General features: G+C 59.7%; 19 protein-coding genes and 3 riboswitches. Of the genes, 9 read left to right on the top strand and 10 right to left on the bottom strand.

Translation table 11 applies throughout. The features are described 5' to 3' along the window. The first annotated feature begins 62 nt into the window (after window positions 1-62). Window positions 63-296 (top strand): hypothetical protein, encoded by a 234-nt coding sequence (locus GGQ74_RS04055; protein ID WP_167940244.1) that lies wholly within the window; start codon window positions 63-65, stop codon window positions 294-296. 2 nt (window positions 297-298) lie between these two features. After that, on the top strand, window positions 299-3,895 hold the full coding sequence (locus GGQ74_RS04060) for a PAS domain S-box protein (RefSeq protein ID WP_167940245.1): 3,597 nt from the start codon (window positions 299-301) through the stop codon (window positions 3,893-3,895). Window positions 3,896-3,967: 72 nt separating this feature from the next. On the opposite strand, the gene GGQ74_RS04065 is transcribed toward GGQ74_RS04060, so the two are convergent. Continuing rightward, window positions 3,968-6,376, bottom strand: a complete 2,409-nt coding sequence (locus GGQ74_RS04065; protein WP_167940246.1) for a methyl-accepting chemotaxis protein — start codon at window positions 6,374-6,376, stop codon at window positions 3,968-3,970. A 449-nt stretch (window positions 6,377-6,825) separates the two neighbouring features. Continuing rightward, window positions 6,826-6,903: riboswitch (glycine riboswitch) on the top strand. Between the two features lie 2 nt (window positions 6,904-6,905). Next, window positions 6,906-6,986, top strand: a riboswitch (glycine riboswitch). A 129-nt stretch (window positions 6,987-7,115) separates the two neighbouring features. Between GGQ74_RS04065 and GGQ74_RS04070 the strand changes: the two genes are divergently transcribed. Next, window positions 7,116-8,492: an alanine/glycine:cation symporter family protein gene (locus GGQ74_RS04070; RefSeq protein ID WP_167940247.1), complete on the top strand. Its 1,377-nt coding sequence runs from the start codon at window positions 7,116-7,118 to the stop codon at window positions 8,490-8,492. A 370-nt stretch (window positions 8,493-8,862) separates the two neighbouring features. Here GGQ74_RS04070 and GGQ74_RS04075 read toward each other — a convergent pair whose 3' ends face one another. Then, entirely contained in the window at window positions 8,863-9,129 is a 267-nt protein-coding gene (locus GGQ74_RS04075; protein WP_167940248.1) for an RNA recognition motif domain-containing protein, read from the bottom strand. Window positions 9,130-9,621: 492 nt separating this feature from the next. On the opposite strand from GGQ74_RS04075, the gene GGQ74_RS04080 reads away from it, so the two are divergent. The 6 genes from GGQ74_RS04080 (at window position 9,622) to GGQ74_RS04105 (ending at window position 16,348) form a co-directional block, all read left to right on the top strand. After that, a complete protein-coding gene (locus tag GGQ74_RS04080; RefSeq protein WP_167940249.1) occupies window positions 9,622-10,500 on the top strand; it encodes a TRAP transporter TatT component family protein in 879 nt (292 codons plus the stop codon). Window positions 10,501-10,528: 28 nt separating this feature from the next. Further along, window positions 10,529-11,545 (top strand): TRAP transporter substrate-binding protein DctP, encoded by a 1,017-nt coding sequence (gene dctP, locus GGQ74_RS04085; protein WP_167940250.1) that lies wholly within the window; start codon window positions 10,529-10,531, stop codon window positions 11,543-11,545. After that, window positions 11,542-12,063, top strand: coding sequence for a TRAP transporter small permease (locus GGQ74_RS04090; RefSeq protein ID WP_167940251.1), 522 nt, complete (start codon window positions 11,542-11,544; stop codon window positions 12,061-12,063). Before dctP ends, GGQ74_RS04090 begins: the two co-directional genes overlap by 4 nt. Then, window positions 12,060-13,337: a TRAP transporter large permease gene (locus GGQ74_RS04095; RefSeq protein WP_167940252.1), complete on the top strand. Its 1,278-nt coding sequence runs from the start codon at window positions 12,060-12,062 to the stop codon at window positions 13,335-13,337. Before GGQ74_RS04090 ends, GGQ74_RS04095 begins: the two co-directional genes overlap by 4 nt. A gap of 139 nt (window positions 13,338-13,476) precedes the next feature. Next, window positions 13,477-14,496 (top strand): linear amide C-N hydrolase, encoded by a 1,020-nt coding sequence (locus GGQ74_RS04100; RefSeq protein WP_167940253.1) that lies wholly within the window; start codon window positions 13,477-13,479, stop codon window positions 14,494-14,496. Between the two features lie 163 nt (window positions 14,497-14,659). Further along, complete coding sequence (locus GGQ74_RS04105) at window positions 14,660-16,348, top strand: hypothetical protein (protein WP_167940254.1); 1,689 nt, start codon at window positions 14,660-14,662, stop codon at window positions 16,346-16,348. Here the strand turns inward: GGQ74_RS04105 and GGQ74_RS04110 are convergent. The 8 genes from GGQ74_RS04110 to GGQ74_RS04145 all read right to left on the bottom strand — a co-directional run bounded on the left by GGQ74_RS04110 (window position 16,324) and on the right by GGQ74_RS04145 (window position 24,687). Continuing rightward, the gene (locus tag GGQ74_RS04110; protein WP_167940255.1) at window positions 16,324-17,730 is read right to left on the bottom strand and encodes a methyltransferase; all 1,407 of its coding nucleotides are present in this window, start codon (window positions 17,728-17,730) and stop codon (window positions 16,324-16,326) included. The two genes, GGQ74_RS04105 and GGQ74_RS04110, sit on opposite strands and share 25 nt — an antisense overlap. Further along, window positions 17,723-17,929 (bottom strand): hypothetical protein, encoded by a 207-nt coding sequence (locus GGQ74_RS04115; protein ID WP_167939500.1) that lies wholly within the window; start codon window positions 17,927-17,929, stop codon window positions 17,723-17,725. The genes GGQ74_RS04110 and GGQ74_RS04115 overlap by 8 nt, the downstream gene beginning before the upstream one ends. A gap of 161 nt (window positions 17,930-18,090) precedes the next feature. Continuing rightward, window positions 18,091-18,324 carry a hypothetical protein gene (locus GGQ74_RS04120; protein WP_167940256.1) on the bottom strand — a complete coding sequence of 78 codons (234 nt, stop codon included), beginning with the start codon at window positions 18,322-18,324 and terminating at the stop codon, window positions 18,091-18,093. 40 nt (window positions 18,325-18,364) lie between these two features. Then, a complete protein-coding gene (locus tag GGQ74_RS04125) occupies window positions 18,365-20,434 on the bottom strand; it encodes a ribonucleoside triphosphate reductase (protein ID WP_167940257.1) in 2,070 nt (689 codons plus the stop codon). 180 nt (window positions 20,435-20,614) lie between these two features. Next, a riboswitch (cobalamin riboswitch) is annotated at window positions 20,615-20,775 on the bottom strand. Between the two features lie 495 nt (window positions 20,776-21,270). After that, entirely contained in the window at window positions 21,271-21,831 is a 561-nt protein-coding gene (locus tag GGQ74_RS04130; RefSeq protein ID WP_167940258.1) for a peptidoglycan-binding protein, read from the bottom strand. Between the two features lie 16 nt (window positions 21,832-21,847). Continuing rightward, window positions 21,848-22,954 carry a His-Xaa-Ser system radical SAM maturase HxsC gene (gene hxsC / locus GGQ74_RS04135; RefSeq protein WP_167940259.1) on the bottom strand — a complete coding sequence of 369 codons (1,107 nt, stop codon included), beginning with the start codon at window positions 22,952-22,954 and terminating at the stop codon, window positions 21,848-21,850. 4 nt (window positions 22,955-22,958) lie between these two features. Then, entirely contained in the window at window positions 22,959-24,410 is a 1,452-nt protein-coding gene (gene hxsB, locus GGQ74_RS04140) for a His-Xaa-Ser system radical SAM maturase HxsB (protein WP_167940260.1), read from the bottom strand. Between the two features lies 1 nt (window position 24,411). After that, on the bottom strand, window positions 24,412-24,687 hold the full coding sequence (locus GGQ74_RS04145; RefSeq protein ID WP_167940261.1) for a hypothetical protein: 276 nt from the start codon (window positions 24,685-24,687) through the stop codon (window positions 24,412-24,414). Between the last annotated feature and the right edge of the window lie 261 nt (window positions 24,688-24,948).

The raw sequence follows: 24,948 nt of genomic DNA on the forward strand, positions 1-24,948 counted from the left end.
ATAGTATAGGACGGTGGACCGAAGTCTGTCGATCAAAACGGCGCAATCCATGGAGATGCTCTGTGAACAAGCTGCGGCGCATACTGGCTGGAACGGAATTCCACATTCTGGTCTTCGCGCTCGCCTGTCTCGTCTTCAGTTGGCCGCTCGTCACGCTTGCGGACGTTCCCGGCGGCCCGCATCTCTACATCTATCTCTACGGATTCTGGGCGCTACTCGTCATCCTCCTGTGCGCCATGGGCTGGGCGGGATTCCCCGAGGAAGAACCTCCGGACGACCCCGGAAAGGGCGACTGAACATGCCCAAGCAAACCATCATCTATGCGGTGTTCGGCATCTATCTGGCGGCACTGCTCACAATCGCTCTCGCCGTCGAGCGCTCGCCCAGCCTGCGCAAGCGCGTCTCCGACAGCCCGCTTGTCTACGCGCTATCGCTCGCCGTGTACCACACCGTGTGGAGCTTCTACGGCATCACGGGTCAGGCAGCCACGTCCGGACTCGCGTATCTGACCACCCACATCGGCTCGACACTCGGCATCTGCCTGTGGCCGTCCGTGCTCCGCCGCATCATTCGCATCAAGCGGCGCCAGCGCATCACCAGTGTGGCTGACTTCCTGTCCATCAGCTACGGCCGATCACAGGGCGTTGCCATGCTCGTCACCATCATCGCCGTGATCGGCTCACTCCCTTACGTCTCCCTGCAAATCAAAGGGATACTCGCTTCGTTGACCATCATGACGGAAGCCGAAGGCACCGCCCACGCCCTGCACGGCCCCATCCTCGTCACGATCATGATCCTATTCACCATTCTCGCAGGAGTACGGCGAATCGACCCAACGGAGCGACATCAAGGCATGGTCGCCGCCGTGGCCGCGGAGTCCATAGTCAAGCTCGTGGCCTTCGTCACCGTCGGCATTGTGGTGACCTATTCCCTGAACGACGGTTTCGGGGACCTCTTCCGGCGAGCCGCAGCCTCTCCGTGGGCAGAACTGACCGGCCTCTCCATGGAACGAGAATCATCCTATGCCTCGTGGATGACGGGCATGATCCTCGCCATGAACGCCATCCTCTTCCTGCCCCGGCAATTCCACGTGGCCGTGGTGGAAAACTCGGACGAACGCCATATCCGCCACGCCATATGGATATTGCCGCTCTACATGCTGCTGTTTTCCTTCTTCGCCTTCCCGCTGGCGCTCAGTGGGCTGCTCGCGGGAATGCCCATCGATCAGGCGGATACCTTCGTCCTAAGCATCCCACACGCCAACAACATGCCGTGGCTGGCCGGGCTGGCCTTCTTCGGCGGCTTCTCCGCCGGGCTGAGCATGGTCATGATCACGACCATGACCATGGCGAACATGATAACCAACCATCTCCTGCTGCCCATGGTGGAAATCATTCCACCACTTGGCGGACTTCGGCGCAGGCTTCTCCAGTGTCGATGGGCCGTGGTCGCCATGTTCATCCTTCTCGGCTACGGCTTCAATGCCATGGTCGGCGAAAGCTATATGCTGGTGCGCATGGGCAGCATTTCCTTCGCTGCCGTGCTGCAATTCGCCCCAGCGGCCATCGGCGGACTCTACTGGTCACGGGCAAGCCGCGCAGGTGCGCTGTCAGGACTCGGCGCTGGCTTCGCCGTCTGGTGCCACACGCTGCTGTTGCCCGCCTTCATTCGCAGCGGCTGGCTTTCCGCCAGCATTCTGAGCGAGGGCCCCTTCGGTATCGCCCTACTCGTTCCGGAACGGCTCCTCGGGCTGACAGCCATGGACTCCATCGCCCATGGCGTGTTCTGGTCCATGCTCGTCAACATTAGCTGCTATATCACCGTCTCCCTCGCCTCCACACCCGTGCGAAGCGATGCGCCCGATCATGAATTGTTCATGGACGACAGTACAGCTCGCGAACTCTCCCTGCCGCTGACGGAACACCTCCAACGCAACATCCCACTTGCCGAACGTGCGCAACGCATCGAACGCCTGTTCCACGACTACTACTCCCCGGAACAGGCGCATGCGCACACGCAGACGAGCATACGCGCCGTGATTGACGATGAAAGGGACGTCATTACCATCGAGGAACTCATGCGCATCCGCGACCATGTGGAGCGCACACTCACCGGAAGCCTCGGTGCGGCCATGGCCCGGCGCGCCCTGCACCGCGAACCGCTCTTCGACGAAGGGGAGCAAAGGCAACTCGCGCAGATGTATGCAAACATTCTGACGGAACTGCACGTCCCGCCGAACGAATTGCGCAGGCGCATCAATTTCCATCAGGAACGCGAGGCTCTACTCACGGCCCACGCGGACGAACTCGCACAGGCCAACCGGCAACTGCGCGCCGCCGAGGAAAAATACCGCTCCATCTTCGAAAATGGCGTGGAAGGCATGTTCCAGTCCACCCCGGACGGCAGATTCATGAGCGCCAATCCGTCCATGGCGCGCATACTCGGCTACGACACGCCGGAGGATCTCGTCGCCTCAATCACCGACATCGGCACGCAGGTCTACGCCTCGCCACTTGATCGGCAGGATCTCATTGCCCAACTCACAAAAAACGGTTTCGTGGCCGGACACGAGCATCAGATACGCAGAAAGGACGGTAGCCGCCGATGGGTCGAAATCCACGCCCGCCTCGTGCGCGACGAAACCGGCGCACCAGCCCACATCGACGGAACCCTCAAGGACATCTCCAAACGCAAACAGGCCGAGGCCGAAATCCTGCGCGCCAGCCGCTATGTAAAAAGCATCATCGACTCCATGCCATCAATCATGATCTCCGTGGACGAGGAGCTACGCGTCACACACTGGAATCTCGCCGCTGAATCCGCAACTGGGCTCGCAAGCGACAGCGCCCTCAACCGCTACATCGGCGACGTGTATGCCGTCTTCGAACCGCAGACGCCTGCCCTACGCACCGCGCTGGAGACGGGCACGCCACAGCGGCTGGAGAAAATCCCTCGCCTGCGCGATGAATCGCTGCGCTACATCGAAATAATGATCTATCCCATGTCTGCGGAAGGAAAGAAGGAGGCCGTCATCCGTGAGGACGACGTGACCGAGCGCGTGCGCATGGAAGAGATGATGATCCAGACGGAGAAGATGATGTCCGTCGGCGGACTTGCGGCAGGAATGGCCCACGAGATCAACAACCCCCTCGGCGGCATACTTCAGGCCACGCAGAACATACGCCGCCGCCTCTCAACGGAACTGGAGGCGAACCGACGCGTCGCCGAAGAGGTGGCCTGTCCGCTCGACCACATGCTGGAGTACATGCGCAAACGCAAGATTCTCGACATGCTCGACGGAATCCGCGAATCCGGGGAACGCGCCGCAAGGATCGTCGCCAACATGCTGGAATTCAGCCGCCGTAGCGAATCGAAGAAGACCTTCCACGACATGGGCGAACTGCTGGACCGCACACTCGATCTCGCCGCCAAGGACTACGATCTGAAGAAGAGCTACGACTTCAGACACGTCACCATCGTCCGCGACTACTCGCCGGACGTGCCCGCCGTTCCCTGCATCGCCTCGGAACTCGAACAGGTATTCCTGAACATTCTCAAAAACGCGGCGCAGGCCATGACGTTCCATGGCTCGTCCGGACCGCCGACCATCACCATCCGGACACTGCTGCACAACGGCATGGCCCGCGTGGACATCACGGACAACGGTCCGGGCATGGACGAGCACACCAGACTGCAGGTCTTCAAACCCTTCTTCACCACCAAGGCCGTCGGCATCGGAACGGGCCTCGGGCTTTCCGTTTCGTACTTCATCATCACCACGAACCACGGTGGTCAATTCACCGTCGAGAGCGCACCCGGCAAGGGGGCGACCTTCAGCATCCGGCTTCCCATCCCACAGCGGGACGACGCTCACCTTCCGCCTGAAATCTCATGAAAAAGGCGGAGGCACCCCACGGGGCACCTCCGCCTGAATTGCGCACCCGCTGCGGCCAAGCGCCGCAGGCGGTCAGTCGCGCATCTGCATGGTTATCTCGCGAAGCTCCACGGCCAACGCCGCCAGATCCGACACGGCCTGCGCGGACTGCGCCATGGATTCGGCACATTCCGAGGCGATCATGTTGATCTCGTCCGTGGAGCGATTGATCTGCTCACTCGCCGCGGACTGCTGCTCCGCAGCGGTGGCAATGGCCCGCACCTGATCGGAGCTGGTCTCCACCATGCGCACAATCTCGCGCAGCGATTCGCCGGACTTGTCCGCACGGGCGGTGGTCTCGCGCACGGCCTGCGCGGCCTGCTCCGTGCTCTGCATACTCTGGCGGGCGCTCGTCTGGATCGTCTCGATATGGGAGGCGACCTCGCGCGTAGCGTTCATGGTCTTCTCGGCCAGCTTGCGCACCTCGTCGGCCACCACGGCAAAACCGCGTCCGGCGTCTCCAGCGCGAGCCGCCTCGATGGCCGCATTGAGCGCGAGCAGATTGGTCTGGTCCGCAATGTCCGAAATCACGCCCATGATGTCGCCGATACCGTCGGCCTGCCCCACGAGTTCCGCCATGCGCTCGCGCAGTTCGTCGGTCCGCGCGGAAACCGTGTCGATGATGGTCACCATCTCCTCCACGGCTGCGGCTCCGCCCTGCGCCCGACCTCGGGCACCCTCGGAGAGTTCCGCCGCACCGCCCGCATTGCGGGCCACATCCAGCACAGAGGAATTCATCTGCTCCATGGCCGAGGCGGCCTCGGACGTACGCTTGCGCTGCTCGTCCATACCTCGGCTGGCCTCCTCAATCTGGGCCGCGAGTTCCTCGGATGCGGACGAAACCTGCTCCGCCACGCGGTCCGCGAGACGTGCGGCCTCGGCGATGCGGTCGCGTTGCTCGCCGATCTGGCGCTCCTTGAGCTTCATGTCCGTAAGGTCGAACCAGATGACCAGCGCACCGATGGGCTTGCCGTCCAGATCATGAATGGGCGTACAGGTTGAATTGATGAGGAAGTCCTTGCCGGAGACGGTCGTCAGCGGCACGTCGGCCGACAGTTTCCGTCCCTCCTGCATGGACCGCATAGCCAGCGTGACCTTGGCATCGTCATGGAAATAGAAGGCTCCAGACGTGGCGCCGTAGTAGTCCTCCGGTGCGCCGGGGCGCTCCATGATCTCCATCTTCTGCCTATTGATGAACACCATCCGGTTATCGGCGCTGACCACGGAACAGGGCAGGGTAATGCCCTCCAGCACGCCCTGGGCGAAGCCAAGCCGATGCTTCAGTTCGCCGACCATGGCGTTCACGGACTGCACGGTGCGCCCGATGGCGTCCGCACCGTCATAGCTACAGCTGGCGTCGAGATCGCCCTCAGCGATGCGCCGCGTCACGGCCGACAGATCATCCAGCGGCCGCAGCAACCGCCGCAGCACGAACACGAGCACCAGCGCGGCCAGCAGCATGCCGACAACAACCACCACGGCACTCGCCACGACAAGTTCGCGATCCGCGCCGAGCATCATCTCGTCCCGTCCGATGCTGACCACGATGAACCAGTCCCACGGCTCGAAGTATTCGACGTAGGCCACGCGTTCGTGCCCCATGTCATCGTACTTGACGAGTCCGGTCTTCCCGGCCCTCACAGCGTCCCACAGTCCGGGGGCAAGCGAGGTCATGTCCTCGCCGTCATGCTTCGGATGCACGAGGAGCTTCCCCTGCGAATTGCAGACGAAGGCATAGCCACGCCCGGCGACGTTGACCTCGCCGATCAGCTTTTCGAGATTGGAATTGAGCACTTCCACGCCGACGAAGATGACGGCGACGATATTTCCGTCGAAATCCTTGGAAGGGGCATAGGCCGTCAGGAAGTCGCGCCCGAGCACGCGGGCGCGGCCGAAGAAGGTCTCGCCCTTCATGACTGTGGTGTAGACGGGACTGGAGGCGGGAATGCTGGTTCCGATCGCACGCGAGCCGTCATCCTTGCGGATGCTGGTCGATACGCGCAGAAGCCTGCCGGGAAGGACCTGAAAGACCGTGGCGTGCAGTCCGGAGGACTCGCGAATGCCGTCCACAAGGCGCGTGCTGCCAAACAGCACCTGATCGCCAAGGTTCAATTCTGGAAACTCCATCTGCTCGGACTTTCCGCTTTCCTGATCGATGACGGCTTCCTTGCGCAACGTATTGCGGTTCAGCCAGAAGCCCATCTGCAGGTCCACGTCCTTGCGGAACCGTTCGATTTCGTTGCCGAGAACCTGCCGCAGATTCGCGTCCTGCATCTGCGCGACGTCCCGGAGCATCTGCCCCGTGTTGCCGAGGAACTCTCCACCGAAGAATCCGAGTGCCGATTTCGCCTTGTACAGATTCACCCCGGTCAACGTACAGGCGAGCACCACGATGACCGCAAGAACCCCCGCAAGGAGCTTCCTGTTGAAATTGAAACGCATCTGGCCCCCCACATTCCCTGTTTGACGTGACGACGGGACCACGCCCGTTGCGACGGCACCAGAAGGGCCGAGGCCGGTCCCGACGGATATCCCTGTGCGGTCACGCGAAATGCCTGCCGCTCATAACTTTTTCAGTAGTGCAACCCGGTCCGCAATGTCCAGCGGGATATGGATTTCATCTCGATGAACAGCCGATTTTCACCTGAGCATCATGTATGGGCGAGCATAGGAATGCACAATGCGCGTTACGGACGCACGTTTCCAGGTCCGCAACCGCCCCATGGAACACCCCCGGAACGAAACAGCGGGACACATCCCGGCAAATGACGCATTATCGAACCGTAACCGCCGGGTGGACGAGGGAATCGCGCCCTGCGGGCGGACGCTTGCGCAGGAGCTTGCAATCCGACGACGAAGGCGATATATCCCTCCTCCGCGTTGGAAATCGGATGACGACAGCAGGAGAGACCTCCCCCGGGAGGCGCCGAAGAAGTAAATCTTTCAGGCAAAAGGACTGCTGTTCGACGAGCCTCTGGAGAGACTCCCGCAACGGGAGCGCCGAAGGAGAAAGCCGGAAAACCGGTGAAACTCTCAGGCAAAAGGACAGAGGGAAAATTCAACAGTCGCGCCCGCCCGGGCGTGGCTGCGCGTATTTTTCCGCACGTTTCCCATTCCTCCACTGGCCGCATCATTCATTTCCTGATTGTTCAACCATGAAAAACATGAGGTAACATCAGAAATGGAATTGTTGCAGCTACTTGACCGCATCGACTCGTTCGTCTGGGGCCCCCCGCTTCTCTTCCTGCTCGTGGGCACCGGAGCCTACCTCACCGTCCGCCTCGGACTGTTGCAGGTATTCAAGCTGCCATTGGCGCTCAAGTACGTCTTCACCCGCGAGAAGGACACGGCTCACCCCGGCGACGTATCCCCCTTCGCCGCGCTGTGCACGGCTCTGTCCGCGACCATCGGCACGGGCAACATCGTCGGCGTGGCCACGGCCCTCAAGGCTGGCGGCCCGGGCGCGCTGTTCTGGATGTGGCTGGCCGCGTTCTTCGGCATGGCCACCAAGTACGCCGAAGCTTTGCTGGCCGTGAAGTACCGCGTCACCGACGAGAACGGCCAGATGTCCGGCGGCCCCATGTACTATCTGGAGCGAGGACTCGGTAACCGCTTCCTCGCCCGCATGTTCGCGGTGTTCGGCATCGGCGTGGCCTTCCTCGGCATCGGCACCTTCCCGCAGGTGAACGCCATCACCGACGCCTCGGCCGGAGCCTTCGGCATTCCGAAGCTCGTCACCGCCGCAGTGCTGACCACGCTGGTGGCAATGGTCACCCTCGGTGGCATCCGCCGCATCTCCGAGACGGCCAGACGCATCGTGCCGTTCATGGCCATCTTCTACATTCTGGCCTCGCTCACCATTCTCGTGCTGAACCTCGACAAGCTGCCCGCGACCGTTGCGCTCATCATCGAATCCGCCTTCGCGCCGGAAGCGGCCTTCGGCGGAGCGGTGGGCGTGACCATGCTCCTCGCCATGCGAAACGGCGTTGCCCGAGGCGTGTTCTCCAACGAATCCGGCCTCGGCAGCGCACCCATCGCCGCAGCGGCGGCGCGTACCGACTCCTGCGTGCGTCAGGGACTCATCTCCATGACCGGCACCTTCTTCGACACCATCGTCATCTGCACGATGACGGGCGTGGTGCTCGTGATGACCGGCACGTGGAACGACCCGAATCTCGCCGGAGCGGACATGACCAACGCCGCCTTCAACATCGGCCTCGGCACGCAGCTCGGCCAGTACGTGGTCACCATCGGCCTCATGTTCTTCGCCTTCACCACCATCCTCGGCTGGAACTACTACGGCGAGCGCTGCACGGAATACCTCGTGGGCGTCAAGGGCATCCGCCCGTTCAAAATCGTGTACATCCTGCTCGTGGCATCGGGCGCGTTCCTGAAGCTCGAAGCCATCTGGCTGCTCGCCGACATCGTGAACGGCCTCATGGCCATCCCGAACCTCATCGGCCTGCTCGGCCTGTCGGGTGTTGTGGTCGCGGAAACCCGCGCCTACTTCGCCACCCGCGCCGCCAGCGCCAAGGGCACCTGCTGCTGCACGGACTGATAACAATCTTCCACCAAAAACCGCAAACGCGGAGGCACCCGATCGGGTCCTCCGCGTTTTTTTGTTGTGATGCTTGTTGACCGTGGGCACGTCGTGCCCGAGACAGAAGTCGTCCGCCATGAAGACAAAGGCTATCGGGTCTCCCCCCGAAAAAAGCGTTTTGCGACACGGCAGGATTGTTCAAGCCCCAGCGCTTCCATCGAGAATAAAGATCTTCCATCGGAGCCAACGGCCAAAGTTCAGCCCGCCCCAATGTCATACGAGCTTCCCCGTCTCGGCTCCTCGCGCCCTCGACCGGCTCACGCCACAAAACCAAAAAGCCCTCCGGATTTCTCCAGAGGGCTTGATGATCGTCGTGCTCTATCGCCGACTAGAAGCGGCGGGGACGGCTCTCGCGGGGCTGGGCTTCGTTGACCTTGAGGTCACGGCCCTGGAACTTGGTTCCGTTCAGCTCCTGGATGGCCTGCAGCGCGCCGTTGTCTTCCATCTCAACGAAGCCGAAGCCACGGGAGCGGCCGGTCTCGCGATCTTCGATGACACGGGCGGAGGTCACTTCGCCGTACTGGGAGAACAGGGAACGAAGGTCCGCATCAGTAGCGCCCCAGGTCAGATTGCCGACATAGATGTTCTTGGACAAGTTAATTACTCCAAAAAAAAGAAGTTTGACTTCCCCGCCATCCCTGAACAACACGTAGGGTTTTGCGGGGCGAATGGCACGATGTTCGCCACGATGGAACGGGCGCCATTCACGTCGGAATTGACCCTTTATATACGACCCAAGAATTCCGTCAACAGGTTTTTTTGCACCAATCGCAATTGGGCATTGCAGCAGGGGCTAAAACGATGCCCCGCAACTGCAATATGGCCGATGTTATCGCATTTTTCACAAATGCCACCACACAGAAAAACGCATCTTTGTTTTACCAAACAGCCTTCCACCCTTGATGCAGGCGCGTGCCCAGCCCGATCCTGCTTCCCCACTCCGCGCCCATTCAGGGCTCATCCGCAGGCGCCCGCCGACGAATGTCCTCCCGAGCCGCCGCACACCCTTGCCCGCTGGCCCATCTTTCCGCTATTCTATCAATGACGTATACCGGATGACACCCCATGCATCGGAAGGTTCATACCCGTGACCGATACATCCCGCCCCCAGCCAAAAGCGGCCTCCGGCTGCGCGCTTGCGCTTCTGTGCGCGGCACTCGTCATCGTCTGCGGGTGCGTGCCCTACTCCTCGGCCCGCATGGGCAACGCGCTCTCCCTCGCCATCCTCAATCAGGACGACCCGGAAACCGTTCGAGATGGCGCTCCTGCCTTCCTGCTGCTGGCGGACAGCTTCATCGAGGCCTCTCCTCGCGATCCGTCCATGCTGGCGGCGGGGGCCAAGCTCTACGCCGTCTACTCGGCCCTCTTCGCTCCCTCGGCGGACCGGGCCACGCGCCTTGCCGAGCGCGCCCGCCAGTATGGCAACCGGGCACTCTGCGCCAGCCTGCCCACACTGTGCGACCTTTCGGCGATGCACCACGAGGAATTCGAAAGACAGCTCGCCAAGGCGGAAGTGAACGCCGTACCGGCGCTCAATGCTTTCGTCGTAGGAAATCTGGCGTGGATTCAGGCCCGGCGCGGCGACTGGAACGCCCTTGCCGATCTTCCCCGCCTCCAGAGCGCGCTGGAGCGCATCGTCGCGCTCAACGAGCGCTACGACAACGGCTCGCCCCACGTCTATCTCGGCATCCTGCACACACTGCGCCCCCCGTCGCTCGGCGGGCATCCAGAACTCGGGCGCAAGCATTTCGAACGCGCCATTGAAATCTCGAAGGGGCGGGACCTCGGCGCAAAGGTCGCCTTTGCGGCAGGTTACGCGCGCCTCATGTACGACAGGGAACTGCACGACCGGCTCATCGCCGAGGTGCTCGCAGCCGACCCGCGCGAAAAAGGCCTCACGCTCCTGAACACGATGGCCATCCGACGCGCCAGGCAGCTCGCAGCCACTGCGGACAGCCATTTCTGATCCCTCGCCAACCTGACGGAGATGCCCGATGCGAAGCTCACGTCCTGTACTCGCCCTGCTCGCTCTCTTCGTGATGATCGCCTGCGCCAGCGCGACGCACGCGGCCCAGACGATCAAGATCGCCACGGCCGCGCCCGAAGGCTCCGAATGGATGAACACCATGCGCGCGGCAGCCGAGGCGATCACCCGCCAGACCGACGGACGCGTCGCCTTCAAGTTCTACGGCGGCGGAGTCATGGGCAACGAGAAAAGCGTGCTGCGCAAAATTCGCATCGGCCAATTGCAGGGCGGGATGTTCACCCTCGGCCAACTTGCGGACGTCTGCCCGGACCTGAACCTCTACGGCCTGCCGCTGACCTACCGCTCGGACGACGAAATCGACCATGTCCGCGCGAAGTTCGACGCTGTACTGCTCAAGGCCCTTGCCGACGCGGGCTTCGTGAGCTTCGGCTTCGCCAGCGGCGGCGCGGCCATGCTCATGGGGGACGCGCCCATCACGCACTTCGAGGCCATTAAGGGGCGCAAGGTCTGGATTCCTGAAGGCGACCGCATGGGCTACGCCGTCATGGAAGCCCTCGGCATCGCGCCCGTCACCCTGCCCATCACGGACGTGCTTACCGGCCTTCAGGCTGGTCTCTTGGACATCGTAGCCGCGCCGCCCTCCGGGGCGATCATCCTGCAATGGCACACGCGCGTGCGCGCCATCACCAACACGCCCATCACCTTCACCTTCGGCACCATGGCCATCGATGCCCGCATCTTCTCGAAACTGAACGAGGCGGACCAGAAAACGCTGGAGGACGTGTTCGGCACGGTCATGCGAAACTTCGACATCTCCAACCGCAAGGACAATCAGGATGCGGCTAATGCGCTCGTCGCACAGGGGCTGACATTCGTGGAGCCGAACGCCGAAGACCTCGAATGGGCACGCGGTGTCGCGCGTTCCGTCACCGACAGGCTGGCCGACGAAGGACTGTTCGACAGGACACACTATCTCGAAATCCAGTCCCTGCTCGACGCCCTGCGTGCCCCGGCAACGCCATGACTGCCCGAAGCGTGATGAGCCACCGTCTGCACCGAATCGGCTGCGCAATTGAAAACGGATGCATCATCGCACTGCTTTCGGTACTTCTCGCGCTCAGCGCTGCGCCGATCGCCCTACGCAACGTCGGTCTGACGGGTGCCATCTGGCTGGATGAACTGCTGCGAATCCTCGTTCTACTCATGACCATGGCCGGAGCCGTAGCCGCCAGCCGTGACGACAACCACATCACCATCGACGCGCTGGCCCGGATTCTGCCGCTTCGCGCCCGATTGGCGGTGCGCGTCATCACGGACCTCTTCACCGTCGTCGTCTGCGCCGTGGCCGCATGGCACGGCGCACGCTTCACGCTCATGGAAGCCGAATTCGGCACCCTCGCCCTCGGCGGCGCGCCCGCGTGGATATTCCAGACGGCCATTCCGCTCGGCTTCGGATGTATCGCGTGGCGCTATGCAACGTTCTTCGCCCAGCACCTGCGCGCGCTCATTTCCGGCCTTGTACGGCATGGAGCGCCCGAATGATCGCCACAGGTCTCGCCCTCGCCCTTCTGGCGCTTCTCGGCGCGCCGCTCTTCGCCGTCATCGCCGCCGGGGCCATGCTTGGCTACCATCACAGCGACATCGACCTCGCCGCACTGTCCATCGAGTTCTACCGCATCGCGGAAACTCCGGTGCTTCTCGCCATTCCACTCTTCACCTTCGCGGGCTACGTGCTCAGCGAATCCGGCGCACCCGGGCGGCTGGTACGGCTCACACAGGCGTTCATCGGCTGGATGCCGGGGGGACTCGCCGTGGTGGCGCTGGCGGCAAGCGCCCTATTTACGGCCTTTACCGGGGCCTCCGGCGTGACGATCATCGCCCTTGGCGCGCTGCTGTACCCGGCGCTGAAACAGGCGGGCTACGCCGAACGCTTCAGCCTCGGCCTCGTCGCGACGTCCGGCAGTCTGGGGCTTCTCTTCGCGCCGTCGCTCCCGCTCATCCTCTACGGCATCGTGGCCCAGCAGAGCGCATCCGCCGCAGGCATATCCATCGACGACATCTTTCTGGCCGGAATTCTGCCGGGGCTTCTGATGCTGGTTGCACTGTCGCTGTGGTGCCTGTGGGCAAACCGCCACAATCGCACGCCACTGGCGCAGTTCTCGTGGACTGAAATCCGCGCCGCCTGCCGCGAGGCCGCGTGGGAGATTCCGCTGCCCATCATCGTGCTCGGCGGCATCTACGGCGGCATCTTCGCCATCTCCGAAGCCGCGGCGGTGACAGCCCTGTACGTTGTCGTAGCCGAGGTCCTCGTCCTGCGCGAGATCGACCTGCCAACCCTGCGGGGTCTGATGCGCAAGTCCATGCTCCTCGTTGGCGGCATCCTCATCATCGTTGGCATGTCGCTCGCCTCCACCAACACCATGATCGACGCCGACGTGCCCACCCGACTCTTCGACTTCATCCGCGCCCACATCTCGGACCGGATGACCTTCCTCGTGCTGCTCAACGTCTTCCTACTGGCGCTCGGAGCGGTGCTCGACATCTTCTCCGCGCTGGTCCTCGTGGTGCCCATCATCCTGCCCGTGGCCGTAGGCTACGGCGTGGACCCTATACATCTGGGCATCATCTTCCTCGCCAACATGCAGATAGGCTACATGACGCCGCCCGTAGGCATGAACCTGTTCATAGCCAGCTACCGCTTCGATTCACCCATCCTCACCATCTATCGCGCCACGCTGCCGTTCTTTTTCATCCTGCTTGCCACGGTACTGGCCATCACCTACCTTCCACAGCTTTCGCTGATGCTGCTGCACTAAACCCACCAAACGTTATTTGCGTGCGCGACTGCAACCTCGGCAACCGTATGCAAAACAACTGACATTTCATCCCAAAATCATATAGATACACGTCTTTCACCCAACGCGGAGCATCTCCGCGCAACCAAGGAGACAATTCATGCGCAACCGCATGCGCCATGCAGGCATCCTCGCGTTCGTTCTGGCGCTCGCCATCGCGGGCACCACCTCGGCCATGGCCTGTTCCGAAATCTTCGTCGGCGGAGAGCACCCCGTTTCCGCCCGCACCTTCGACTTCATGTTCGGCGAGGGCGAGGCCGTTAAGAGCCCCCGTGGGGTGACGCGCACCACCAACTTCGTCAAGCCGGACGAAACAGCCCTCGCGTGGACCAGCACATACGGCAGCGTGGTCTTCAACGTGGCCATGCCGCTGCCCGGCGAACGTCAGACCATGACCGGCGTGGACGGCATGAACGAGGCGGGCCTCAAGGTCGGCACCTACTACCTGCCCGAATCCGTGATGCCGAAAGGCTCCGGCGGCACCGTGCTGTGCATCACCTCGCTCATCCAGTACGCGCTGGACCGCTTCGCCACCATCGACGAACTGACCGCCGATCTGCGCTCCGGCGCGTACCGGGTCACCGCGCTGCCCACCACCAGGCTCGAACTCATGCTCCACCTCTTCGTGCACGACGCCACCGGCGCAAGCGCGATCATCGAATTCCTCGACGGGAACATCGTGGTGACGCCCGCCACCGACATCCCGGTGCTGACCAACACGCCCTACGCGCAGAGCGTGCGCGATCTGGCGGCCTTCGAGGACTTCGGCGGCAAGCGGCCCATCCCCGGTGGACAAGAACCCATGGACCGCTTCGTCCGCGGTGCCTACTACGCCAAGCACCTGCCCAAGGCCGAAACCCGCGCAGAGGCCGTGGACTTCGCCACCGCCGCACTCCAGACGCTTACAGTGCCCCCGGTCTTCGAGCACGGCTGCACGCTGTGGGATATTGTCACCGACATGAAGGGCAAAACCGTCTACGTCCGCACCCTTCACAATCGCAAGCTCAGCTGGATCAGCTTCGACGCTCTCGACTTCTCCGAGGGCGGCTCCGTCAAGACCCTCGACTTCCAGAACGGCGAACTCTCCGGCGACATCAGTTCCAAATTCCGCGCCCGCTAGCGGGCCACCGCACGCGCACCCGGCAGCCACAGACCATCCGGGTGCGCGTGTCTCCCGGCCTTTCCCATCGCCACGGTTGACCCCGTGCCCCGATTGTCCCAACATGACATGATGGCGGGATGCCCTGCGCCCGCCCCAACGTCGCGACAACCGGAGCATCGGCATGGACAGGAATCCCGTCTGGCATCTGGTGGAGTTGGCCGCACCGGGCTGCGTCCTCTTCCTGCTGCTTCCCCTTGGTGTCTACATCACCAACCTGAACGACGTGCTCGCCACGCGAGACACGATCATCAGCGTCGGCCTCGCCGCAAGCCTTGTGGCCTTCGTGGTCATGCGCCTCGCCGCAATCCCACTCGGCATGGACCGCATGGCACGGCTGTGCGCTTCGTTGGCCCTCGGCCTCGCCATCATCACCGTATTCCTACCCGTGCATGCCGAACCGCTGGCCGGGCGCGCCCCGGCCACAAGCCCGGACCTGCGCACCGTCACCTCATGCATTCAGTTGGCGGTCATCCTCGCCGCAGCGTACGTCCTGCACCGGCTGCGGCCGGACTTAACGCGCATCCTGAACCTGTGCATCCTTGCGGTGACCTTCGGGCTGGCGCTGTGGGTGGCGGGCTTCGTCCATTCCGAAAACGAAATCGCCCTCGCGGCCCGGCAGTCGAACACGGAACGGGGCATGACCCTCGGGCACGAGCGCAACATCATCATCGCCCTGTTCGACAACGTCCCCGGGCGCGCCGTGGAGCGCCTGTTCATGACGCGCCCGGAACTGCGACGCGGATTCGAAGGCTTCATCCTGTATCCGAATGCCGCATGCGTAGCCGGGAGCACCTACTTCACGCTGCCGGTCATTTTCTCGGGCGACACGGCACCGCTGCACGCGGGCGACACCGTCAACGCCATCTTCGACGCGGCCTACGCGGACTCGTTCTTCACCGACGCGCCCAGCCATGGCTACAACCCCGCCGGGGCCTTCTACGCCTCCATGCCGCGCACCGGCATTCCGTTCACCTCCTGCCTGCACTGGCACGAGCACGATTCGACATCCCTCGCCCCGGTGTACACCTACGCCCGCCACATGAGCGCCAGCCTCGAACGCATCATCCCGCGCTACTTCCTGACCTCGCTACGCGAAGCACTGCGCGACATGCGGCAAGCCCTGCGCGGCGAATCCGGCAGGCCCGAGGCCCGCGCACGCGCCAATCGCCCCCGAGGCGTCACCGCGCACGACATGGACATCATGCTCAAGTCCCGTCGGGCCTTCGTGCGCTGGCGCGACAGCCTGCGCGTGGGCACCGTGCCGCGCAAGATTCTCTTCTTCCATTCGCTCCTCACACACAGCCCCTACGTCTTCGACGAGGACGGAAGCATCCTCGCCGAACCGGACGAGGACGCGACGCTCGCCTACGGGCTTGAAATGATGCGCAGCCTCACCCGGCGGCTCGACGAGCTTGGCGTGCTGGACCGCAGCCTCGTCCTGTACATCGCCGACCATGGGCACGGGGAAACCAACGGCGGCAACTTCAATCCCATGTTCATGGTTCGCGAACCTGACGCACGCGGAGAGCTACGCATGAGCGAGGCGCTGGTCTGGCAGGGGGATATCCGACCGGGGTTGAACCGCTTCATGCGCAACCCCGCGCAAGGGATGGGAATCGACGAAATGACGGCCGGGCGCAACGCCGTTGAGACGACGTTCTACCACGTGCCGACCACGGGGCGCTTCGTCCCGCCGTCGGAGCTTGGCGGCATGCGCCTCGGCTTCACGGGCAACCACGCCGCCATTCAACGCACCCTCGATGGGCGCGACACGCGGCGGATGAATCAGGAAAGCGGTTCGGCGAAATAGAGAATGCGCGGAGAACCAGGTAGCTCCTGCCTCGCCAGGACTCGAAAGCGGGCCGACAGCTCGCGCTCGAAGACCTCGCGGCAGTAGTCCGCGTGTTCCTTGCGCTTGTTGCGCATGAGGAGCTGGACCTTCTCGTCCTCGCGCTCCACGAATTCCACGATGACGCCCCCCCCGAGTTCGCGCAGGCAGGCCATGAGTTCGCCCACAGGAATGTTGGCCGTGATGCACAGGTGGTGGACCACGGCCAGAAGCATCACCAGCGACGGCCTGGCGCGCTCGACCAGCGGCGACCGCTCGCGACCGCGCCAGCCCAGCCCCGGCGAAGGATCGTTGAAACGGTAGACGAGCGGCGTGACGTTGCCGACGTCCTCCTTCGCAAGGGCGTCGAAGAGCGCGCCGGAGACGGCGGCGTCGGCATCCAGCGCCAACACGTGGCGCGCATGACGAGCGGCGATGCGCGAAAACAGCCCGCGATTCGCCCCCACATCCCACACCGTGCCCCATTCGCGCGAGGCGGTCCATTTCTCCACGAAGGCGGTCTTGGCTTCCAGCCCGCCCTCGCCGTAGCTCTCGCACTCCGCGTATCCGGACCATTCGGAATCCATCCGGGCCGACGAAAGATTGCGCACGATGGCGTGGAGTCCTCGCACGTTGTTTCGGATGGCCTCCACCGAAAAGCCGCCGCGCTCAAGCTGTCCGCGCACGTCGCCCCCACGTCCACCGTAGGCCCGCGACAGCGTGGCATGCAGCAGCACATGCGTCATCACGCCACGCCGCAGGATGTCGCCCCACCCAAACAGGCGGGACATGTCCTCCGGAGCGAGGCCTTCGAGACAACCGCGCAGGAGCGGCTGAAACGCCACCCCCCGATAGGCTTCGAGCATAAGGGGATAGAGATAGAGCTGGCAGAACTGGCGGTAGCCCTGCCATGGGTCGCCCTGCGCATGCGGGCGGAGGGAACTCACATCCACGAACACGGGCCGCACGCCGCTCCACTGGACGTTGTAGGGCGTGGCGTCCTCGCAGATGAAGCCCTCGCCAAGCGCGACGTGCAGCAGTTCGAGCTGAAGCATGGCCGCCGCGCGCAGCATGGGAAAGGACCATTCGTAGGGATAGCTGACCACGGGAACCGGCTCATGCTCCACCACCGCCGACCACTGCCCAGGCAGCGCGGCAAGCAGAGCGTCGGCATCGGGCGGCACCCACGTCTGGACGACCTTTCCGGCGGCCAGCGCCTCGGCGAAGAATTTCGTCAAGGCGAGCGATTCCAGATCGCGCGAGCCACGCGAATCGAGGGCGCGGCATATCCGCCCGCCGCCCGCGAATACCCGGCTCCCCTCCTCCCGGTACGAGCCATCGACAGGGCGCAGGCCCTCAGTCATCACGCTCACCGGGGCGGAACAGCCGCCGGATGCGATGCCAGAACAGCTTGAGCACCACGGCCAGGCCGGCCACTCCGCCAAGCAGCAATTGCAGCAGCATGCTTCCGGTTCCGGGGTCCAGATAGGCCCATGCGCAAGTGGGCAAGGCAAGCTCTGCGACCATCGTCACGGCCACGAGGAACGACGCGAGTTTCAGCATATCGCCATCCCGGTGTTTGCGGTTCGCGATTCTCCACCCTCGGTTATACGCGCCACGCCGCCGGATGGACAGATTTTTCCGCCCCGCGCGACGGACGCAAAAAGGGCCGGGAGAGCTATGCTCTCCCGGCCCGTACAGTCAGCGGATATTCCGGCGGCGCGTCAGTCGTCGTCACCACCATTGCGCACTGCGAGATCCCGGATGGCGTCCAGCGCCTCGCCGCGCGCTGTGGCCAGACGCTGCCACTTCTTCTTTTCCTTCTTCAGCGCCTCCACGGTCTGGAGCAGATCGCGGATGGTGTGCGCGGGGTAGCCGTGCTTGGCGTACTGCCCCTTGCGCAGCTCCTCGTCGTTGCGCTGGCGCAGCGCCGTGAGCTGTTGGGAATTGAGAATCATGGCATTGCCTCCCCGCAGGTCCACACCGTGCGGATGCGGGCTACGCGCGCACGCAGAAGGAGTTCATGGAGTATTCCTTACGGTCCCGGTACTCCTCCTGCTTGCCCTTGTTCCAACGGTTCACGGGGCGGTAGTAGCCGACCACGCGGGTGTAGACCTCGGTCTCCTCTCCGCAGGTGGGGCAGGAGAAGTGCTCGCCGTAGATGTAGCCGTGGTCCTTGCACACCGAGAAGGTGGGCGTCACCGAGATATAGGGAATCTTGGTGTTGCCCATGGCGCGGATGAGGAAGCTCTTCACGCTCTCCTCGCTGGGCGCGGCCTCGCCGAGGAAGGTGTGGAACACGGTGCCGCCATTGTAGATGGTCTGGAGCTGGTCCTGATGCTCCAGAGCCTCGATGACGTCATCGGTGATGCCCACGGGCAAAAGCGTGGAGTTGGTGTAGTACGGCACGTCGTGGCCGGAGGTCTGGATGTCCTCGTACAGGCTCTTGTCGATCTTGGCGAGGCGGTAGCAGGTCCCTTCGCCGGGGGTCGCTTCGAGGTTGTAGAGGTTGCCGGTTTCCTCCTGGAAATCGACGATAAGCTTGCGCAGGTGCTCCAGCGTGCGACGCATGAGCCGCAGGCCGGACTCGGTCTCGATGCCCTTGCCGAGCAGGTTCAGGCACGCCTCGTGACCGCCGATGACGCCGATGGTGGAGAAGTGGCCCTTGTAGCCATTCTTCAGGTAGCGGCGCGAGAACGGGAACATGCCCGCCTCAAGATTAGCGGTGACCAGCTTGCGCTTGAATTCGAGGGAATCCTTGGCAAGGGTGGCGTACTCGGTGACGAGGTCGAGGAAATCCTCCTCGTTGTTGGCGAGGTAGGCCAGCTTGGGCAGGTTGAGCGTGACCACGCCGATGGAGCCGGTCAGGTCGCCCGCGCCGAAGAGACCGCCGGTCTTCTTGCGGATTTCGCGCAGGTCCATCTGCAGGCGGCAGCACATGGAACGCACGTCCTCGGGATTCAGGTCCGAGTTGATGAAATTCTGGAAGTACGGCGCGCCATAGCGGGCGGTCATCTTGAGCAGCAGCTTGCCAGCCTCGCTCTCCCACGGGAAGTCGTCGGTGACGTTGTAGGTCGGCACCGGGAAGGAGAAGATGCGGCCGTCGGCGTCGCCCTCGAACATGACTTCGAGGAAGGCGCGGTTGATCATCTCCATCTCCTCGGCATACTCGCCGTAGGTGGAGTCGATGAGCTTGCCGCCAAGGATGACGGCCTCGTTGGCCATGTGCTTGGGCGGCACGAAGTCGAAGGTGAAGTTGGTGAACGGGCTCTGCCCGCCCCAGCGCGACGTGGTGTTCAGATTATGCAGGAGCTTCTGCATCTGCTGCTTCACGTCGTGGTACGACAGGTTGTCGTGGCGCACGAAGGGAGCGAGATAGGTGTCCACGTTGTTGAAAGCCTGCGCACCGGCCCACTCGTTCTGGAGCGTACCGAGGAAGTTCACCATCTGTCCGCACACGGCATCGAAATGCTTGGGCGGGGTCGAGGAACAACGGCCCTTGAGGTTGAAGCCCTCCAGCAGCAGGTCGCGAAGGCTCCAGCCGGAGCAGTAGCCCGCAAGACCAAAGGACAGGTCATGCAGGTGGAAATAACCGTGATTATGGGCCTGCCTCACTTCCTCGGGGTACTTCTCCAGCACGTAGCGCGCCTGAACGGAACCGGCCATGTGCAGGATGAGGCCCTGGAAGGAATGGACCATGTTCGAATTCTCGTTCACGCGCCAATCGGACCGGTCGAGATAGCTCTCGATCATCTTGGAGATGTCGATGTAGGCCTGATTCTGGTTCCGCAGCTCGCGACGCTTCTCGCGGTAGATGATGTAGCGCTCAGCCACGCCGTACAGGCGGGCCTCCATGAGCACCTGCTGGACGGTATCCTGCACGTACTCCTGTTCGGGCACCTCGACGCCGTCGGCGTCGATCTTCTCCTGCACCTTGCGGGCGAGGCGCTTGGAAAGCAGCGGGTCCTTGATGCCGCTCGAATTGAGGGCTTTGAGGATTGCACCGGCGATGCGGTCGGTGGACCAGGTTTCAAGACATCCGTCGCGTTTGAGAATCTGTTTGGGCATCGGGTCTCCGCTGACAGCACAAGAGGCACGCAAGGCCGCAAGGGAAGAGTCCGCTGCGGTCACTGCGGCCGAAAAGCCGTCATGCCATGATCTTTGTTCCCGGCGGCACATCCGTGACATGGCCGCGGGCAGGTTGGATGGAAACGATTCCCGTTCGGTTCGGCGGACATGCATCCGCCCCGGACGGGAACGCTTCAGGCTGGGTGGCTGGCTCATTCCACTTCAAAACGCCCCAAAAGGACGTATCGAAGACGGATAAATCACAGCGGCGGAACCGCTCCGGACTCGCACCGGATTCCCTCGCGCGCCCGGTCTGGCGCACCTGAAGTCTTCAAGCAATCGAGTGCGCGGTACTAGCAAAAACCCCCACCCCATTCAAGGCCGAAATGCCGCGATTTTCGGGGATATCCTCGCATAGCGTCGTACCCTCTCCACCCCGCGAGGCAACACTGGCAACGCCTCCCCACCACTTCGTCACCACGCGGACACACCCCGCCAAGGCGTTTTTCTCGCGAAAACGCCCATAGGGCGGATTGGGGGGGGGGCGGGGACGTGAATACTGGCCAACTCACAACTCAGATATACTGGAGGAGTAACCACTTGATGAGATGCATTACAGACGTTTTTGGAAGGCATCGGATTCGAAAGACATCAAAATATACTTAATAACTTTTTAAAAATATCCAAAACGAAAAGATTACTACTTCCGCAATATTAAATGTGTCCCCTACCGTTTAGACACTCAATAATATTATTTTATCCCGTAATACAGGAAACACTGGCCGCATTTCCACAATCTACCGTTGAATTCCAAAAAACAAACCAATCCAAGAGGGTCAAGGTGTTAAGGCTATCGTAGCGTTGATTTTTTCAAGAAGGCTAGAACTAGGAATCCCGTCTGTCGGCAAGCCATGCTCAATTTGAAACAACAAAATCGCACGTTTTGTCGCAGTTCCAAACTTACCATCCACTTCCCCAACAGGATAGCCGAGTTTTTTTAACCCCCTCTGTATTTGCTCCACTAAATATTGCGCAGCTTGAGGCGCAGAGACAGGCTTTTCCTTGGCTACCTTGGGGGTGGAATAGATTGGGCTGGGACTCACGGGAGACTTAGGAGCGGGGCTATAATAGTAGCCCCCAGAGGACGAATAATGGCTTCGATGACTGCTATGGCTCCTGTGACTACTGTGACTTCGATGGCTCCGATGCCCTGCAATCATCAATTTTTGGTCTGGCTGCGCATAGTCTAGAAAAAAAAGACTATCATCTTGCTGATTGGCTGATGAAATGCCCTCAAGATTAGGCGGCCCCGCATACCCTTGTTCTGCATCTACACCTATTGAAGAAGCCAAAATTGCGGCTAGCGCAATTTCTTTCATTTTTCCAGCCTTGATCATAATCTCACCCTAATATTTATTTTATAGCCTGAATTCCCCTGCTATGTTTATCCACACCAGCGAAGAAAATCCCCCCGCATAACTCTTTCTTCATGCAATCTGTGCACATGTCAATATACCTCACTTTCCAATTGCATATTGATTTAACACAATACTGCCAAAGGACTTCATGAACGACGCAAAGCTGGTGGTTGAATATTGACACAGGAATCCCTGTTCTCACGAAATTTTTAACGGCTTCTTTCAGTTCATCTTGATAATCCACTGGATCGACCCATAGGGTTTCAATATTCTTTCTTGCCAAGCCAATCGGCTCCATCCCCATTAGAGCCACACGCCCCACAAAAGGCATATTTTTGGAAACAAAATCTGCCCATTTCTGAAGCCTTGAAACATTGGGGGAGAGAATGACATTTCTCAGTTCAATATTAGCTGACAATTTGCCCAGATGATGCAACGCCTCCATCGTTTCCCAAAATGCTCCATTAACACCGACCAACGCATCATGCACAAAAGGAGTATCTGCATACAACGGAACACAGAACGTGACGCTATCATCAGAAGCATCGACGATTTCCAATGCTTTTTGCGCATCCTTCAAGACTCGTGCATTTGTCAAAAGCTGTATATTGGCTCCTGGCAAATACTGCCTGACATACCCAATTAGGCGAACAAAATCATCATAATATAGCAATGGTTCACCACCAGTAATAGCAATCACTTCCGGGACAACATTTACTAAAGACAATATATCCTTTACTTCTTCATAGAATTTCCTTTGATGCACACAAGGCGGCTGAGGACACATCACACATCTACTATTACAGTTGTCTGTAACCAAGAAAGCATTCTCATCAGAATTATTTTCAAAAACAACGAACAAATCCCCCACACTATTTATTCTAACTATATCGCCATCTTTCAAAATGATCCGCTGTGTACTGTACCACGCCGGACTAGTGAAAACGCCTACATTCGGTTGTCCGCACCTAATCAACCCAAAACCCCTCTCCGCAGGAAAAGCAAGCAAGTATGAAATACCTTTATCATCTTCCTTGACTAAATCGACTCTCCCCACCTCGTACCCTTCAATGTTGTAGGCTATTCCACGATATGCTAGCATAACATTACTCCACGACCACGTCGCCCAAAGGGCGTCGGCACGCCCAAGCCCAACACAGGTCAACCACAAAAGAATCATCCGACCGAAGCAGCTCCATCAAAAAATCAAACACTGCTTTATTTTTTTGGCACTGATGGTCTTTTGGCTTAATGCTAATTCGCCTTCCAAGTTCGAAAAAATTTCTAACGGGGTCAGTACCACAGTAAGGCGAATACGCACACCAAGCGCATCCAGGCAGAGATTCGATTACCGAATCTTTAAGAATATCATATAGCTTTTCGCTGACAAACCACTCTTGTCTACTGTCTTCCAAAACATTCCCAAGAAAAAAATTCCGTTCCCCTGTCATTCTACAAAGCATCCTAGCTTCATCGGACACAAAAACATCCCCATTTGTCTCGTATACCATCCCACATATTGCAGCTCCAGCTGGAGACTGCAAATCGACAAAACCACACGAAAACGGTGTAAGAATCCTTGAAAGAAGAATAGAGGCATATTCTTCAGCGAAGTCCACCCCGCCCCTATTAATCTCAATGATATACCGGATTGCATCTATATATGCATCAAGAAATGTTTCAACACTATACGACAGCTCGTTTTTGTTTTCATAAGCATATCCATACGGATTCATTGACCGTAAGAATATGGACTTAAATCCTCTAGCAACATATTCATCTACCACATCTTTCAGACGATGAACATTCCCCTTGTGAATAGTAAGAAGCGCAGCAACCCTATCAACCCCACCATGTCTAAGCCTATTCACACCGTCTACCACAGATTGATAAGTACCATACCCACATTTTGTGAGACGACAGCTATTATGCAGCGCTTCCGGGCCATCCAAAGACGTCGAAATTTCGATATCATGCTCGTTGATGAATTCAATTTGTTCGTCGCTTAACATAGTAAGGTTTGTACAAATCACAAATCCAACATCCCTACCATTGGGAACAACTTCTTCTGCATATCTTACAGCATGCTTAACTGCATCAAAGTTTAAGAGTGGTTCACCTCCTTGAAATTCAATCTTAACATAAGAAGACGGACTCTCAAAAATTGCATCAATTATCCCCTCTACAACCTCCGGTCCCATATCGATTTCGACGGAGCTATCATCGCTTGCCGCAGAAGCATGACAATACAAGCATTTCTGATTACACCTATGGGTGACAACCATCATGTGCAAAGATGTAGATTCAAATAGAAACCTCTTCTTCGTTCTGTACCTCGTTGAATAATGACCAAGTAACGCTTCATTAAATTCTTTACATACGAAAAATTTACTTTCCAAATCAAGAAACAACTCACAGCTTCTTTCCAACTGCATATTTACAAACTTTTTAAAGTCATAATTGCTTAAAAAATGATATTCGCCAATATCATTAGTAATTAGTACGTGATCTCCCCTTCTTCGGAAATTAAATGGCAATATTAAATATGGCTCTTGCATATTATTCTTCCACTTTGCGGGACAGGCTTCCAAAAGGAAGCTTTAGACTTGATTCTATCGCCTTAGCGACTAACAAGTCTCTCATTGCCCCAAATTTATTTTCCAAAACAATTCGCAACTGGTTATCCAACACGGCCTCACGAAACTTTTTTTCAATTTCAGCAGTCACAAGATAGTCATCTTCGACAATTTCGACCCAAATACATTCTTCATCCTGCCCAATATTGCAGGCGAACAAATTACTATGCTCATAAGCCGCACGCTGAACGGCTTCCAAGTAAAAAGACCGAAGACAAAAACACATTCGAAATCGCGTCTGCTTTGTCATTTTCTCTTGCATTTAATTGCCTACGTAAAGAATTTAAAAAACAAAGCAATATAGCAACAAGCGTACAGCCGTTAGCAACGACTACAACCTAAAAACTAATACCACAACAACGCCAACCTAATATAATCCACAAAGCCAGGCCATGTCACTCCAACCATTACGGAAGAATAAAGTTCTCTGAAAGTCATACCACCGGCAACTTACAAAATG

The sequence above is a fragment of the Desulfobaculum xiamenense genome (assembly GCF_011927665.1).
Lineage (GTDB): Bacteria > Desulfobacterota > Desulfovibrionia > Desulfovibrionales > Desulfovibrionaceae > Desulfobaculum > Desulfobaculum xiamenense.

What these genes read in the sequence shown, in the direction of transcription:
- GGQ74_RS04060 (WP_167940245.1), top strand. Translation starts at nt 299, where the DNA reads ATGCCCAAGCAAACCATCATCTATGCGGTGTTCGGCATCTATCTGGCG.
- GGQ74_RS04065 (WP_167940246.1), bottom strand. Translation starts at nt 6,376, where the DNA reads ATGCGTTTCAATTTCAACAGGAAGCTCCTTGCGGGGGTTCTTGCGGTC.
- GGQ74_RS04070 (WP_167940247.1), top strand. Translation starts at nt 7,116, where the DNA reads ATGGAATTGTTGCAGCTACTTGACCGCATCGACTCGTTCGTCTGGGGC.
- dctP (WP_167940250.1), top strand. Translation starts at nt 10,529, where the DNA reads ATGCGAAGCTCACGTCCTGTACTCGCCCTGCTCGCTCTCTTCGTGATG.
- GGQ74_RS04090 (WP_167940251.1), top strand. Translation starts at nt 11,542, where the DNA reads ATGACTGCCCGAAGCGTGATGAGCCACCGTCTGCACCGAATCGGCTGC.
- GGQ74_RS04095 (WP_167940252.1), top strand. Translation starts at nt 12,060, where the DNA reads ATGATCGCCACAGGTCTCGCCCTCGCCCTTCTGGCGCTTCTCGGCGCG.
- GGQ74_RS04100 (WP_167940253.1), top strand. Translation starts at nt 13,477, where the DNA reads ATGCGCAACCGCATGCGCCATGCAGGCATCCTCGCGTTCGTTCTGGCG.
- GGQ74_RS04105 (WP_167940254.1), top strand. Translation starts at nt 14,660, where the DNA reads ATGGACAGGAATCCCGTCTGGCATCTGGTGGAGTTGGCCGCACCGGGC.
- GGQ74_RS04110 (WP_167940255.1), bottom strand. Translation starts at nt 17,730, where the DNA reads ATGACTGAGGGCCTGCGCCCTGTCGATGGCTCGTACCGGGAGGAGGGG.
- GGQ74_RS04115 (WP_167939500.1), bottom strand. Translation starts at nt 17,929, where the DNA reads ATGCTGAAACTCGCGTCGTTCCTCGTGGCCGTGACGATGGTCGCAGAG.
- GGQ74_RS04120 (WP_167940256.1), bottom strand. Translation starts at nt 18,324, where the DNA reads ATGATTCTCAATTCCCAACAGCTCACGGCGCTGCGCCAGCGCAACGAC.
- GGQ74_RS04125 (WP_167940257.1), bottom strand. Translation starts at nt 20,434, where the DNA reads ATGCCCAAACAGATTCTCAAACGCGACGGATGTCTTGAAACCTGGTCC.
- GGQ74_RS04130 (WP_167940258.1), bottom strand. Translation starts at nt 21,831, where the DNA reads ATGATCAAGGCTGGAAAAATGAAAGAAATTGCGCTAGCCGCAATTTTG.
- hxsC (WP_167940259.1), bottom strand. Translation starts at nt 22,954, where the DNA reads ATGCTAGCATATCGTGGAATAGCCTACAACATTGAAGGGTACGAGGTG.
- hxsB (WP_167940260.1), bottom strand. Translation starts at nt 24,410, where the DNA reads ATGCAAGAGCCATATTTAATATTGCCATTTAATTTCCGAAGAAGGGGA.